Origin of the sequence: Janthinobacterium sp. SUN176, from assembly GCF_030587335.1 — a bacterium.
GTDB lineage: Bacteria > Pseudomonadota > Gammaproteobacteria > Burkholderiales > Burkholderiaceae_D > Janthinobacterium > Janthinobacterium kumbetense.
On the sequence record NZ_JAPWIA010000002.1, the window covers coordinates 338,191 to 351,687 of the forward strand.

At 65.6% G+C, this 13,497-nt stretch carries 14 protein-coding genes; 13 read left to right on the top strand and 1 reads right to left on the bottom strand.

The genetic code is table 11. The annotated features are described in order from the left end of the window. Positions 1 to 82: 82 nt before the first annotated feature. From O3299_RS20755 to O3299_RS20815, 13 genes are all read left to right on the top strand, one after another. Positions 83 to 847, top strand: a complete 765-nt coding sequence (locus O3299_RS20755; protein ID WP_305063105.1) for a hypothetical protein — start codon at positions 83 to 85, stop codon at positions 845 to 847. Continuing rightward, positions 844 to 1,878: a hypothetical protein gene (locus O3299_RS20760; RefSeq protein WP_305063106.1), complete on the top strand. Its 1,035-nt coding sequence runs from the start codon at positions 844 to 846 to the stop codon at positions 1,876 to 1,878. The genes O3299_RS20755 and O3299_RS20760 overlap by 4 nt, the downstream gene beginning before the upstream one ends. Before the next feature lie 75 nt (positions 1,879 to 1,953). After that, positions 1,954 to 2,781, top strand: a complete 828-nt coding sequence (locus O3299_RS20765) for a hypothetical protein (RefSeq protein ID WP_305063107.1) — start codon at positions 1,954 to 1,956, stop codon at positions 2,779 to 2,781. A gap of 1 nt (position 2,782) precedes the next feature. Continuing rightward, the gene (locus O3299_RS20770) at positions 2,783 to 4,387 is read left to right on the top strand and encodes a hypothetical protein (protein WP_305063108.1); all 1,605 of its coding nucleotides are present in this window, start codon (positions 2,783 to 2,785) and stop codon (positions 4,385 to 4,387) included. Then, on the top strand, positions 4,362 to 5,273 hold the full coding sequence (locus tag O3299_RS20775) for a glycerophosphodiester phosphodiesterase family protein (protein WP_305053765.1): 912 nt from the start codon (positions 4,362 to 4,364) through the stop codon (positions 5,271 to 5,273). The genes O3299_RS20770 and O3299_RS20775 overlap by 26 nt, the downstream gene beginning before the upstream one ends. A 28-nt stretch (positions 5,274 to 5,301) precedes the next feature. After that, the gene (locus tag O3299_RS20780) at positions 5,302 to 5,889 is read left to right on the top strand and encodes a hypothetical protein (RefSeq protein ID WP_251349484.1); all 588 of its coding nucleotides are present in this window, start codon (positions 5,302 to 5,304) and stop codon (positions 5,887 to 5,889) included. A gap of 159 nt (positions 5,890 to 6,048) precedes the next feature. Beyond that, entirely contained in the window at positions 6,049 to 7,074 is a 1,026-nt protein-coding gene (locus O3299_RS20785) for a LacI family DNA-binding transcriptional regulator (protein ID WP_099665843.1), read from the top strand. Then, complete coding sequence (locus tag O3299_RS20790; RefSeq protein ID WP_305063109.1) at positions 7,074 to 8,561, top strand: sugar ABC transporter ATP-binding protein; 1,488 nt, start codon at positions 7,074 to 7,076, stop codon at positions 8,559 to 8,561. Before O3299_RS20785 ends, O3299_RS20790 begins: the two co-directional genes overlap by 1 nt. Then, positions 8,542 to 9,567: an ABC transporter permease gene (locus O3299_RS20795; protein WP_305053768.1), complete on the top strand. Its 1,026-nt coding sequence runs from the start codon at positions 8,542 to 8,544 to the stop codon at positions 9,565 to 9,567. The genes O3299_RS20790 and O3299_RS20795 overlap by 20 nt, the downstream gene beginning before the upstream one ends. 88 nt (positions 9,568 to 9,655) lie before the next feature. Beyond that, entirely contained in the window at positions 9,656 to 10,591 is a 936-nt protein-coding gene (locus tag O3299_RS20800; protein WP_257219067.1) for a substrate-binding domain-containing protein, read from the top strand. 46 nt (positions 10,592 to 10,637) lie between these two features. After that, positions 10,638 to 11,690, top strand: a complete 1,053-nt coding sequence (locus O3299_RS20805; RefSeq protein ID WP_305063110.1) for a sugar phosphate isomerase/epimerase — start codon at positions 10,638 to 10,640, stop codon at positions 11,688 to 11,690. A 9-nt stretch (positions 11,691 to 11,699) separates the two neighbouring features. Further along, complete coding sequence (locus tag O3299_RS20810) at positions 11,700 to 12,848, top strand: Gfo/Idh/MocA family protein (protein ID WP_305063111.1); 1,149 nt, start codon at positions 11,700 to 11,702, stop codon at positions 12,846 to 12,848. A 16-nt stretch (positions 12,849 to 12,864) separates the two neighbouring features. Further along, a complete protein-coding gene (locus O3299_RS20815; RefSeq protein WP_289899594.1) occupies positions 12,865 to 13,161 on the top strand; it encodes a 2Fe-2S iron-sulfur cluster-binding protein in 297 nt (98 codons plus the stop codon). A gap of 1 nt (position 13,162) precedes the next feature. Here the strand turns inward: O3299_RS20815 and O3299_RS20820 are convergent, their stop codons facing one another. After that, entirely contained in the window at positions 13,163 to 13,474 is a 312-nt protein-coding gene (locus tag O3299_RS20820; RefSeq protein ID WP_070258491.1) for a hypothetical protein, read from the bottom strand. Between the last annotated feature and the right edge of the window lie 23 nt (positions 13,475 to 13,497).

The window sequence follows — 13,497 nt, forward strand, 5'->3', positions numbered from 1 at the left end:
CTGGCCAGCGTATTGCTTGTTTGCCGGTGCGCGTCGTCGCCGGCCAGTGGCGCGTGGCGCCCAACACACGATCGGACCGGCTGTGCAATCGGAACAATTTGAACGGATTCATGCTTTCTGGACCCGCCGCCCGCAGCTGACACAAGGCGAACTGGGCGAGTTTTACCAGCGCGTCATCGCCGCGCTGACCCCGTGCCGCCCGCGCGAAGCGGCGTCGCTGGGCGATTCCCTGGCCGATCTGCGCCACCAGTTCTTCATCGAAAAAGTCTTGCACAGCGACAGCGACGCCGCGCCCCACCACGTCGGTGCCTTGTTTCTATACTTCAAGCGCTTCATCATCGACCAGCTGCGCAAGCAGCGTGACGACGACGATGCGGATGCGCAAGAGGGCTGCGAGCTGCGCGCCCCCGACGCCTATGCGGAGCCGCTGCGCGACTACCAGCTCACGCCGCAGCAAGTGCGCGAGGCGGCCGACAGTTTCATTACGACCTTGCCCCGCGACTTGATCTTGCTGCTGCGCCATTGCGGCTGCGGCGGCATGCCCGTCAAGGAACTGGCCGAGCAGATTGCCTCCGCGCACTACCACGGTGGCAAGCTGGGCCTGGTCCACAGGCAGAAGGGCGAGCCTGCCAGCGCGGGGCGCCAGGTGGTCGAGCCGGCCCACCGCGCCACCTTGCTGGGCAGCTGGGTCTTGAGCCTGCTCAAGCTGCGCGTGGGCGATACCCTGGCCGCGCGCGACATGCAGGCGGCGCAAATAGTTTTGGATATCTTGTGCGTGGCCGCGTTATCCCTGCACCTGGACCCCGCGTCCCCTCCCTCGAACCAGGATGAAAGGCCACCGGCATGAATGCATTGACGCCCACCCTGGCCATCGTTGCCGCGCGCCTGCCGTCGCCCCCGTCTTCCATCGACGTGCTGGACGACGAGGTGGCGGGCGCTACCCCCGACTGGCGCGGCGTCGCCGTGCCGGAACACGTGATGCAGCGTTTTGCGCGCCGCAGCGACGCCGCGCCGCTGGCCGGGCGGCCCATCGCGGGCGGACAGATCCACCTGCTGGCGCGCCGCCCCGGCTTCGGCGCCGTGCTGCTCGATGCCTGGGACAGCACGCGGCAGCGCTGGCGCGGCTGGCTCGTCACGCCGGACACATCGTATGCGGACGCCTGCGGCCTCGTGGTCGAGGAGCGCGACGCGCCCGTCGACCCGCGCGCGGGCCTGGTGCTGTGCGACATGCCGGTGACGCTGGCCGTGACGGACCTGGGCGCCTGCCTGGGTGTGTTCAGCCAGGAGCGCCTGCAGGCGGCGCGCTGGCTGGAGCTGCATGGCCGCGCCAACGGGGCCACTAGCGCGCCGGGCGTGATCGCCCGCGTGGCCTTGCCGGGCGACGATTACGCCTTGACGGGCACGCCCTTGTCGAGTGAGCTGGGCACGGATGGCCGCGTGGCGTATCGGCAATTGTTGCGCCAGGGGCTGCAGCAGTTGCAGATCGCTCCGGCCGATGCTACTGCGCCACCGGTGAAGGTGCCAATGCAGGCGGCAAATTCCAGCCGCTGGCTCAAACTTGTCACGGCCGTGGCCGCCAGCGTGATGGTGGTGCAATCGGCGTGGCTGTTCCTGCCGAAAGAGGGCGCCGTCGTCGGCAATGCGGAATTCCGCAATGGTGCTCCACAGGGCAGCGGCGTCGAGACGGGCGTGCGCACGCGCGTGCTGTTCCGCGCCGAGGCCACGGAGGCGGAAATCCGCACCTGGCTGCAGCGCGAGCAGCTGGAAATCGTCGCCGGACCGGACACCCTGGGCGCCTTCACTGTGTTGTCGCGCAACCGCCAGAAAGTCTTGCCGCCGCCAGGCCCGGGCAATCCGCTGGCCGTGATCAATCCCTGACCCCGAAATAAGAGAAAGTTATCAAGTATGGCAACGTATAAGAATTTTGCATCTGCGCACTGGCGCAAACTGGCCATGGGCCTGGCCGCCGGCGTCCTGTTGACGGGCTGCGCCATGACGCCGAATGGCCGTGGCGGCGTGTTGATGGGCCTCGACACGGCCGAGCTGTTCGGCACGCCGATTTCCACCTTCCGCTTGCGTGACGGCACGGAAGGCACCTTGCGCAAGGATCCGAAGGGCAAGTATTCGATCAAGCTGTCGCAGGCGTTCCGCGTCGTGCCGCTGGATAAGGCCATCACGGCCCGCGTGGCGCGCGTGGAAAACGTGGGCGAGCGCACCGTGGTGATCGTCGAAACCCAGGAGCGCGGCTGCGCCTACCGCTATGAAGTGCTGGCGTTCCAGGGCACGGACGTGCTGCAGTGGACGGTCGGCAATTGCAACGACCGCCCCCGCGTGGAACTGGCGGCCGATGGCAAATCGCTCAATATCGACTTTCCCAGTTACAACCGCCTGGCGCGCATGATTTACACGGACAGCCGCCTGCTCAACGCCAGCGTGCCCGTGCCGCCCGGCGTCGATACGCGCGCGCAGCCGTTTGCCGACGACGCTCTGCGGGCCGCCGGCCCCGTCATCGCCACCGTGCCGGGCAGCGACAGCGGGCGCGTGATTCCCGCCGCTCCGGCCGCCGCACCGCCCGCCGCCACCAAGCCCGCCACGCGCGCCACCAGCCGGAACCGCCGCCAGGTGGCGCAGGAAGCGCCCGCGCCAGCCCGCACCGTGCCTGGCGCCCCGGCAGCGGCAGCTCCGGCCGCGCGTGCCGGCGACAGTGCTTCGCGCGTGCCGGCCGCCATGAGTTTCCAGACGGAAGAAATCAAGCCCGTCGTCATCGATTTGAGGAAATAGGATGGCCGCCAGCTTGCGCAGTCTGCAAATCCGGCAGACCTTGATCCTGATCGTCCTTACCATCGCGTATCTGTGCTTCGAGCTGGGCTTCAATGCCCGCCTGCTCGACGTGGTGGGGGGCAACGTCAAGCCGGAAGACGTGGAAGGGGTGGAATTCTATGGCCGCAGCCTGTCGGGCATCGCCGCCGCGCTGGTGGTGCTGCAACTGATGTGGCGCCGCCGGCTGAAGAACAATGGCAGCGGGCCGGGCTGGACCAAGATTCTCGTTTGCTGCGTGGTGACGGCCGGCGTCGTCTTCGGCGTGCTGAAAACCACGGTGAATGTGCTGGTCAATACGCGCGACGCGGAATTTCGCCGCATGGCCTTCAACACCACCCTGCTGCAGCGTTCGCTGGTAGGCGGCAGCTTGCAGCTGCAGGGCCTGGTTGACGATCCCACCCTGTTCGCCAAGCCGGAGGGGAAATCCTTCCTGGCCCTGTTCCCCTTCCTGGCCGTCTCGGTGCGGCATCTTGACGAGCGCATGGGACCGGCCAAGGAGCAGCTGGTGCGCGCCAACGTGCGCCAGGTGGCAGGCGGCCCGTCCGGCTACTATGACAAATATCAAGAAGCCATGCGCGAGCTGGCCGGCAAGTGGGAATTGTATGCGGGCATCATCCCCGACAGCGATGCCGGCTTGCGCGCCAAGCAGCAATCGTCGTGGCAGGAATACGTGAGCAGCCTGTCGCGGCGCGGCTGGCAGCCGCATTCGGTGCCGATGCGGCGCCAGGCTGCCGTCGTCAACAATGTGCGCAAGAAAGTGCCCGTGCCCGCCAACTGGCGTACCGATGACGAGCTGGGCTTCCGCGCCGCCGTCAAGCGCCGTTACGCGGCCGAGGCGGCCAGCAAGGGCGTCTCCGTGCGCGGCGAGCGCATCCCGCCGGGCTTGCCGTTTGCCGCCTTTGTCGCGCGCCCCGGCGTGCAGGCGGAATTGCGCGAAGCGTTGAAATTGCCGGCCAGCGCCACGGTGCAGGCCGCGTATGCGAGTCCGGCCGAGTTCGGCCGCCTGTTCGACCAGTTCCTGGATCGCCAGACGGCGGAAAAACTGGTGGAATACCGTGCCAGCCGCACGGATTTTGAAGCGGGCGGCAGGTTCTTCCACGAAGGCAAGGAAGCGGCGCGCGCCGCCATCGTGCCGCCCGTGGCCCTGTTTTTCTCGCTGCTGGGCGCCATCGGCCACTTTTCCAAATTGCTGTACCTGATCGCGACCGTCGTATTATTGCTGCTGGCCATGCGCCGTGGCGAGCAGGCGGGCGCCGATGGGCAGCTGAGTCGGCGCTCCGCCTGGATCGCCACGGGCGTGCTGGCGACGGCCTTTGCGGGCACCTGGGGCATGCTGTCGGTGCTGGACAACAACGTCACGCGTAGCGAGCTGTTCCGGCAAATGCTGGACTGGACGCGCCAGGGCGAGCCAGACAGCACGCGCTGGAATCTGGCCGGCAAGGCCATCCTGGCCAATATCACGCACGTCGTGGCGGTGGGGCAGGGCTACAGCTACCCCGTCAACGAAGCGATCCGCATCCATGTTTTGCAGGGAATTCACTATGGCTATCACCCGCAACAAAAATAAGGCGGCCGCGCTGGCCTTGCTGCTCTCCATGGCCAGCACGGCCGCGCAAGCCGATTGCCTGGGCATGAAGATGCATGCGCACCGCGGCGCCGGCAATGCGCCGGAAAACTCGCTGAGCGCGCTGCGCAACACGTATTTCGGCACCTGGGACGGCGTCGAGACGGATTTGCAGCTGCTGGGCGACGGCAGCTGGGTGGTGCACCACGACTTGCTGACGGGAAGGGTCGTCGACACGGGCTCGCCCCGCACCGTGAAACAATTGACGGCCGACGACTGGCGCGCCGCCAGCATGAAGAACCGCGGCGTGGCCACGCCGGAAACGCCGCCCTTCGTCACCGATGTCGCCGACCTGGCGACGGCGTTCCCGGCCAAGACCCTGAATGCGGAAATCAAGGATGTGGTGTCGTCGTGCGCGCCGATCGCCACCCTGGTGGGACAGTTGCGCGCGAACATCAAGCACGGCAACTGGTTTTTGACGTCGGGCGTGCCGAACAACCTGGCGTGCGCGCGCCGCGCCGATCCGCAGGGTTACCTGGGCCTGCTCGTGTTTGACGCGCGCAATGCGCAGGCGGCCGGCGCCAACCGGGTCAGCCGCTATATCGCGAAAAATGCCCGCCCACCCAAGCTGGACAAGCCGTGGCTGCAGCGCGTGCAGCAACAGATCGGCATGCCCACCGGCGTGCATGTGGATGCGCGCAGCCTGGACGCCAATCCGAATCTGCTGGCTGATGCCGCCAGCCTGAACATGCCCGTCTTCGTGTACGCCGTCGATGGCGACTCGGCCCTGGCCGCGTCCCTGCTGCGCGCCCAGCAGCGCAGCCACCGCTGGCCCAGTGGCGTCATTCTTGACGGCAATCCCGAGACGTTTTGTGCGATGATGAAGTAAGCGTTTTTACTTGCCGAGAGACCATGCCATGACCCTGCCGCAACCCGACCCCGCCGCCGCGCTGGCCCGTAGCGCCATCGGCGCCATGTTCTTTTCCCTGTTTGGCGGCCTGTGGGTGGCCGCCTGGTGCGTGCAGACGTATGGTGCGCATCCGCTCAGGCTGCTGCCGGTCGCCGGCATCACCGTTCTGCTGTTCATGCTGGCGTGGCGCCAGTTCCGGCGCCACCGCGCCGCGCATGCGGCGGCGGAACAATCGCCGGAAGCGAAACGCGTGGGGCGGCTGTTCAATATCGTGAACGCCGGGCAATGGATCGCCATCTTCATCGTCGGCAACGTCCTGAAAAACATGGGCTTGCAGGCGTGGTTCATTCCCGCCGTCATTTTGATCGTGGGCCTGCATTTCTTTCCGCTGGCCTGGCTGTTCAAGGCGCGCCGCCACCTGGCCATCGGCATGGCCCTGTGCGTGTGGGCCATCGGCTATCCGCTGACCGTGCGCCATGGCCCCATGCACCCCATCGGCTGCCTCGGTGCGGGCCTGATCCTGTGGGTGGCGGCCCTGTCCGCCGTGCGCGCCGGTTTTGCCGTGCAGCAAAGCGCCTTGCAAGCCCAGAAATAGCTGTATCCGACGGCCCGCGCAGGGCCGTTTTTGCCCCGTTTTTGCCTTTTTCCTGCCGCATTCCTGCCTCTTTTTTGCGCATCGCAGCATCGATAATGTTTGCATCGCGCGCGCGACTGGCCTATAAATGTAATCGATTACATTTTATTGAGCACCTTCATGCCGCCAGCCGTTCCATCACCTTTGCCGACAGAAACCGTCTCCATCAGCGCCGTCGCCGCGCATGCGGGCGTGTCGGTGGCCACCGTGTCGCGCGTGATGAACGAGCAGGCCGGGGTGCGGGCGCCCACGCGCGACAAGGTGCTCGCTTCCGTGGCGGCCCTGGGCTACCGCATGAACCATCTGGCGCGCAGCCTGCGCACGGCCGAGAGCCGCATGCTGCTGACCATGGTGCCCGACGTGGGCAACCCGTTTTATGCGCAGATCGTGCGCGGCATCGACACGGTGGCGCGCGAACACGGCTATTTCGTGTTGCTGTGCGACACGGGCGCCGACGCGGGCCGCGAGCGCTCGTATTTCGACTTGCTGCGCATGCACCGCGCCGACGGCGCCATCTGCCTCGATCCGGACACGGTACAGCATGCCTTGTCGCATGAATCCGTCAGCCTGCCGTGGGTGGCGTGCTGCGAATTCGACCCCGCCGTGGCCGTGCCCTATGTCGGCATCGACAACCACCGGGCCGCCTCCGACGCCGTCGCGCATCTGCTGGCGCGCGGCCATACGCGCATCGGCCTGATCAACTCGGATGAACGCTATCTGTATGCGCGGCAACGCCAGCAAGGCTATCTGGACACCCTGGCCGCCGCCGGCTTGCCCGTGCAGCCGCAGTGGGTGCACACGGTGCAAAGCCTCGATTACGAAGCGGGCACGGCCGCCACCTTGCGGATGATGGCCCAGCCCGACGCGCCCACGGCCATCTTTGCCGTGTCCGACACCCTGGCCATTGGCGTGCTGAGCGCGCTGCGCCAGTTGAACAAGCGCGTGCCGGAAGACGTGGCCGTCATCGGTTTCGACGATATCGCCATCGCCGCGCAGATCGATCCGGGCTTGACCACTATCGCGCAGCCCATGCGCGAGCTGGGCGAGACGGCGGCGAGACTGTTGCTGCAGCGCTTGGCGGATCCGGCGGCACAGGTGCCGGGCGTGTTGCTTAACCATAACTTGGTCTTGCGAGGGAGTGCATAGTGAGCGTTGCCGTCGGTTTCGAGGGGGTGTGCAAGGATTTCGGCCCCGTGCGCGTCTTGCATGGCGTCAGTTTCAACCTGGCGCCGGGGCGCGTGTATGGCTTGCTGGGCGAAAATGGCGCCGGCAAGTCGACCCTGATGAAAATCCTCGCCGGCTACGAGGCGGTGAGCGAAGGGCAGTTGCTGATCGATGGCCAGCCCCGGCGCTTCGCCAGCTCGCGTGCGGCGGAATCGGCCGGCATCGTGCTGATCCACCAGGAATTCAACCTGGCCGAACACCTGACGGTGGCGCAAAACATGTTCCTCGGCCACGAGCAGACGCGCGGCTGGCTGCTCGACGAGGCCGCCATGCGGGAAGAAGCATCGCGCTATTTGAAACAGGTGGGCCTGGACGTGTCGCCCGAGACGAAAATCCGCGATTTGATTGTGGCTGAAAAGCAACTTGTGGAAATCGCCAAGGCCCTGTCGCGCCGCGCCCGCTTCCTGATCATGGATGAACCGTCGGCCACCCTGACGTCGTCGGAAACCCAGCGCCTGTTCGCCGTGATGGCGCAGCTGAAAGCGGACGGCGTGACGATTCTCTACATTTCCCACAAGCTCGATGAAGTGGAGCGCAACACGGACGAGGTCATCGTCATGCGCGACGGGCGTTTCGTCACGCGCGAGCCGACGGCCAGCCTCACGCGCCAGCAGATGGCGAACCTGATGGTGGGGCGCGAATTGTCGGACATGTTCCCGGCGAAAGTGGCGCTGGCGAAAGACGCGCCCGTGTTGTTGAAGGTCGATGGCTTGTGCGTGCCCGGCTGGGCCAAGGAATTGTCGTTCGAGGTGCGGGCCGGCGAAGTGCTGGGCTTTGCGGGCCTGGTGGGGGCGGGGCGCACGGAATCGTTCGAGGCGCTGCTGGGCTTGCGTCCGCGCAGCGCGGGGTTGATCCATCTCAATGGTCAGCCCGTGGACATCCGCACGCCCAAACAGGCCATGCAGCATGGCATGACGTATTTGAGCGAAGACCGCAAGGGAAAAGGTCTACATGTGAACCTTGGCTTGCGCGAAAACCTCACCCTGATGACGATGGAGCGCTATGCGCGGCCGTGGCTGGATGTGGCAGGCGAGAAAGCGGCGCTGGCCAAGGCCGTGCTGGACTTCAATATCCGCACGGGCGACCTGGACAGCCGCGCGCGCATGCTGTCGGGCGGCAACCAGCAAAAGCTGGCGCTGGCGAAATACCTGCATTCGGACCCCCGTGTCGTCGTGCTCGATGAACCGAGCCGCGGCGTGGACGTGGGCGCCAAGCGCGACATTTACTTCTTGATCCACCGCCTGGCCGCCGAAGGGCGCGCCGTGATCGTGATTTCATCCGAACTGATCGAATTGATCGGCCTGTGCCACCGGGTCGCCGTGATGCGCGCCGGCACCTTGCAAGCCACCCTGTCTGCTGACCACCTGACCGAAGAGGAGTTGATTGCCCATGCAACCGGCACGCACTGACACCACTGTCTCCACCGGCGCCCCCGGCGCCAGCATCGCCAGACTGGGCGCGCGCATCAAGGGTTTCGGCCCCGTGCTGGGCCTGTTATCCCTGTGCATCGCGGGCACCTTGCTCAATGGCGACTTCGCCACCCTGGACAACCTGATGAACGTGCTCACGCGCACGGCCTTCATCGGCATCATCGCCGTCGGCATGACCTTCGTCATCATTTCTGGCGGCATCGATCTGTCCGTCGGCTCCATGGCGGCCCTGATCGCCGGCTGCATGATTTATTTCATGAATGCGCTGGCGCAAGGGGCGGGCGGCGACCTGGCGCCCATCACCATGCTGGTGCTGGGCATCGCCATGGCCTTGATCCTGGGCGCGGGATTCGGCCTGATGCATGGCTTGTTAATTAGCAAGGGCAATATCGAGCCGTTCATCGTTACCCTGGGTACGCTCGGCATCTTCCGCGCCGTATTGACGTACCTGGCCGATGGCGGCGCGCTGACCCTGGACGCCACCCTGTCCGAGCTGTACAGCCCCGTCTACTACACGAGCGTGCTGGGCGCGCCTATCCCCATCTGGATTTTCCTCTTCGTCGCGGCGGCCGGCGCCATCATTTTGAACCGCACGACGTTCGGCCGCCACGTGCAGGCGATTGGTTCCAACGAGCAAGTGGCGCGCTACGCGGCCATCAACGTCGACAAGGTGAAAATCGCCACCTACATGCTGCTGGGCGTGTGCGTGGGCATCGCCACCGTGCTGTACGTGCCGCGCCTGGGCTCGGCCACGCCGACGACGGGCTTGCTGTGGGAACTGGAAGCCATTGCCGCCGTCGTCGTGGGCGGCACGGCCCTGAAGGGGGGCGAAGGGCGCATCGTCGGCACCGTCATCGGCGCGATTTTATTATCCGTGATCAGCAACATCCTGAATTTGACCAGCATCATCAGTGTCTACCTGAATGCCGCAGTGCAAGGCGTGGTAATCATCGCCGTCGCCTTCCTGCAGCGAGGCCGCAAATAAAACAAGAGCGGCGTTCTGAAAGGGCGGCCACCGGGCGCCCACAACCTTGGAGGAGAGCAGCATGAAGAGCTTTATACGGGTAGCAGGGATGGCAGTGCTGGTGATGCAGGCGTGGGCGCTGCCGGGTGCGCAGGCGGCAGAAAAGCTGGTGGTGGGCGTGGCCATTCCCACGGCCACGCACAGCTTTACCTCGGGCATCGTGTGGTGGGCCAACCAGGCCAAGGCGGAACTGGAAAAAGCCCATCCTGGCTTGAAAATCATCGTCAAGACGGCCGCCACGGCGCCCGAACAGGCGAACCAGCTGCAGGATATGTTGACGGTGAACAAGATCAACACCCTGGTCATCTTCCCCATCGAGTCGGCCTCGCTGACGCAGCCCGTCGCCCAAGTGAAAAACAAGGGCGTGTACGTGACGGTGGTGGACCGCGGCTTGACGAACACGCAGTCGCAGGATGCGTACATCGCGGGCGACAACACGGCCTTCGGCAAGCTGCCGGCCGAGTACCTGGCGAAGAGCTTGAATGGCAAGGGCAATATCGTCGCGCTGCGCGGCATGCCGACGACGCTCGACAACGAGCGCTATGACGCATTTTCCGCCGTGATGAAGGGCCATCCCGACATCAAGGTGCTGGACGCCAAGTATGGCAACTGGAACCGCGACGACGCCTTCAAGGTCATGCAGGATTACCTGACCCGCTTCAAGCATATCGACGCCGTCTGGGCTGCCGATGACGACATGGCCATCGGCGTGCAAAAGGCCATCGCGCAAGCGAAGCGCACGGACATCAAGCAAGTGTTCGGCGGCGCGGGCGCGAAGGGTGCCGTGAAGAAGATCATGGACGGTTCCGACCCGTTGATCGTGGCCGACGTGTCGTATTCGCCCAAGTTCATGTACGACGCCATCAAGCTGACGACGGAAGCGCGCCTGAAAGGTGATAAATTGCCGGCCAACACGATCATCCCGTCGGTGCTGATCACGCGCGAGAACGCCAAGCAGTTCTACTTTCCGAACTCGCCTTTTTAAACCGAACCTCCCCCGGGGCCAGATTCCCGGGGGCCAAAGGATACCCATGAAAACCATCCAGGGCCCGGCCATCTTCCTGGCCCAGTTTCTCGGCGACGAGCCGCCGTTCGACTCGCTCGAGCACCTGGCGCAATGGGCGGCCGGCCTGGGCTACAAGGGCTTGCAGCTGCCAACGGCGCCGCGATTGTTTGATCTGGAACAAGCGGCCAGCAGCCAGCAGTATTGCGACGACGTGGTCGCCCTGCTGGCGCGCCACGGCTTGCAGGTGACGGAATTGTCGACGCATTTGCAGGGCCAGCTGATCGCCGTGCATCCCGCCTACGACGCCCTGTTCGACGGCTTTGCGCCGGAACAGGTGCGCGGCGATCCCGCCGCCCGCACGGCCTGGGCCACGCAGCAGCTGCTGTGGGCCGCCACCGCCTCGCAGCGCCTGGGCTTGACGGCGCACGTGACGTTTTCCGGCGCGCTGGCCTGGCCGTACCTGTATCCATGGCCGCAGCGACCCGCCGGCCTGGTGGAAACGGCGTTCGCGGAATTGGCGAAGCGCTGGCTGCCTATCCTCGATGCGTTCGACGCGGCCGGCGTGGACCTGTGTTACGAATTGCATCCAGGCGAGGACTTGCACGACGGCGTGACGTTCGAGCGTTTCCTGGCCGCCGTCGACGGCCACCCGCGCGCATCGATCTTGTACGACCCCAGCCACTTCGTGCTGCAGCAGCTCGACTACCTGGCCTTCATTGACATTTATCATGCGCGCATCAAGGCTTTCCACGTCAAGGATGCGGAATTCCGGCCCAACGGGCGCCAGGGCGTGTATGGCGGCTATGGCGACTGGCAAGACCGGGCCGGGCGCTTCCGCTCGCTGGGCGATGGGCAGATCGATTTCAAGGCCATCTTTTCCAAGATGGCGCAGTATGACTTTCCCGGCTGGGCCGTGCTGGAATGGGAATGCTGTCTGAAACACCCGGAGGATGGCGCGGCCGAAGGGGCGCGTTTCATCCGCGAGCACATCATCCACGTGGCCGAGCACGCGTTCGACGATTTCGCGGGCAGCGCGGTTGACCAGGATCAAATCCATCATTTGCTTGGCTTGAAATAGGGAGACGACATGCAGCGACGGATACGCTTGGGCATGGTAGGGGGCGGGCAGGGCGCATTCATCGGCGCCGTGCACCGCATCGCGGCGCGCATTGACGACCAGTATGAACTGGTGGCGGGCGCTCTGTCGTCCGACCCGCAGCGCGCGCGCGACAGCGGCGCCGCGCTGCACCTGGCGCCGGAGCGTTGCTACAGCGATTACCGCGCCATGGCGCAGGCGGAAGCCGCGCGCGCGGACGGCATCGAGGCCGTCGCCATCGTCACGCCGAATCATTTACATGCGCCCGTCGCCACGGCGTTCCTGGAAGCGGGCATCCACGTGATCTGCGACAAGCCGCTGGGAATATCTCTGGCGGAAGGCCGGGCGCTGGCGGCGTTGGCGCAGCAGAAAAACCTGCTGTTTGCGCTCACGCATACCTACAGCGGCTACCCGTTGCTGCGCCACGCCAGGGCCATGGTCGAGGCGGGCGACATCGGCGAACTGCGCCTCGTGCAGGTGGAATACTCGCAGGATTGGCTGGCCGATGCCATCGCGGCGGGCGGCATGAGCGAAGGCAACTGGCATAACGATCCGCAGAAGGCGGGGCCGGGCGGTGTGCTGCTCGACGTGGGCTTGCACGCCTATCATTTGGCGCAATTCGTCAGCGGGCTGACGCCGCAGCAGGTGCTGGCGGAATTGTCGACTTTTGTTCCCAACCGCACCCTGGACGACCACGTACAGGTGATGTTGCGCTACGCCGATGGGGCGAAAGGCACCCTGTGGGCCAGCCAGGTGGCGACCGGTTGCGAAAACACGGTGCGCCTGCGCCTGTTCGGCAGCAAGGCGCAGCTGGACTTTGACCAGGAACAACCAAATGCACTGTGGTTCACGCCGCAGGGCGGCAACCGCCAGCTGCTGCGCCCGGGCCGGGTCGACAGTGCCGCCGCGCGCCACGCCACGCGCGTGCCGGCGGGCCATCCGGAAGGGTATCTGGAAGCGTTCGCCCAGCTGTACCTGGACGCAGCCTTGCGCATCCGCGCCCTGCAAGCTGGCTTGCCCGTGCCCGAGGAAGCGGGCTGGCTGCCCACCGTCACCGACGGCGTGGCGGGCCTGGCCTTTGCGGAAGCCGTGCTGCGCAGCCATGCGGATGGCGGCCGCTGGACGACCCTGGCAAGCTGACTGTTACACTGGAGGCATGAGCGCGCCTCCCTTTACCATCACGATCGTCCCGCAAGGCTGGCAATTCCCGGCCGATGCGGGCAGCACCATCCTGGCTGCCGCCGAGCTGGCCGGCATCCGCCTGCTCAGTTCCTGCCGCAACGGCACCTGCCGCACGTGTATTTGCCACATGCCCGAGGGAAAGATACGCTACACGGTGGACTGGCCCGGCATCAGCCCCGATGAACGGCTCGACGGCTACATCCTGCCCTGCGTGGCCGTGGCGGACAGCGATGTCACCATCCAGGCGCGCGCCGTGCGCACGGGCAATTAGTTCACGACGGCTTGCCGCCCTTGAGGCGCTGCAGCAGCGCGTCCACGCTGTCGCTGACGGGCAAGCCGTGGCGGCGCAGCAATTGCACGTGCAAGACGAGGTTTTCCAGCACCAGCTTGGCCGCCACGGCCAGCAAGGCCAGGTTGCGGTCTTCCGGGCTGAAACTTTCCATGGCGTCGGCCATCTCGCACAGGTGATTGGCGATCAGTCCGCGCAATTCCTGCTCGTCGAAGGGCAAGTCGGCAAAATCGATGGGGTCGGCCACTTCCACTTCCTGCATCAGCACCGCTAGTTCTTCCGGGGTAATCGTCATGCCTGGCCTCCTTGTGTGCTTGC

Coding starts and splice junctions, on each gene's coding strand:
- O3299_RS20760 (WP_305063106.1), top strand. CDS start 844: ATGAATGCATTGACGCCCACCCTGGCCATCGTTGCCGCGCGCCTGCCG.
- O3299_RS20765 (WP_305063107.1), top strand. CDS start 1,954: ATGGGCCTGGCCGCCGGCGTCCTGTTGACGGGCTGCGCCATGACGCCG.
- O3299_RS20770 (WP_305063108.1), top strand. CDS start 2,783: ATGGCCGCCAGCTTGCGCAGTCTGCAAATCCGGCAGACCTTGATCCTG.
- O3299_RS20775 (WP_305053765.1), top strand. CDS start 4,362: ATGGCTATCACCCGCAACAAAAATAAGGCGGCCGCGCTGGCCTTGCTG.
- O3299_RS20780 (WP_251349484.1), top strand. CDS start 5,302: ATGACCCTGCCGCAACCCGACCCCGCCGCCGCGCTGGCCCGTAGCGCC.
- O3299_RS20785 (WP_099665843.1), top strand. CDS start 6,049: ATGCCGCCAGCCGTTCCATCACCTTTGCCGACAGAAACCGTCTCCATC.
- O3299_RS20795 (WP_305053768.1), top strand. CDS start 8,542: ATGCAACCGGCACGCACTGACACCACTGTCTCCACCGGCGCCCCCGGC.
- O3299_RS20800 (WP_257219067.1), top strand. CDS start 9,656: ATGGCAGTGCTGGTGATGCAGGCGTGGGCGCTGCCGGGTGCGCAGGCG.
- O3299_RS20805 (WP_305063110.1), top strand. CDS start 10,638: ATGAAAACCATCCAGGGCCCGGCCATCTTCCTGGCCCAGTTTCTCGGC.
- O3299_RS20810 (WP_305063111.1), top strand. CDS start 11,700: ATGCAGCGACGGATACGCTTGGGCATGGTAGGGGGCGGGCAGGGCGCA.
- O3299_RS20815 (WP_289899594.1), top strand. CDS start 12,865: ATGAGCGCGCCTCCCTTTACCATCACGATCGTCCCGCAAGGCTGGCAA.
- O3299_RS20820 (WP_070258491.1), bottom strand. CDS start 13,474: ATGACGATTACCCCGGAAGAACTAGCGGTGCTGATGCAGGAAGTGGAA.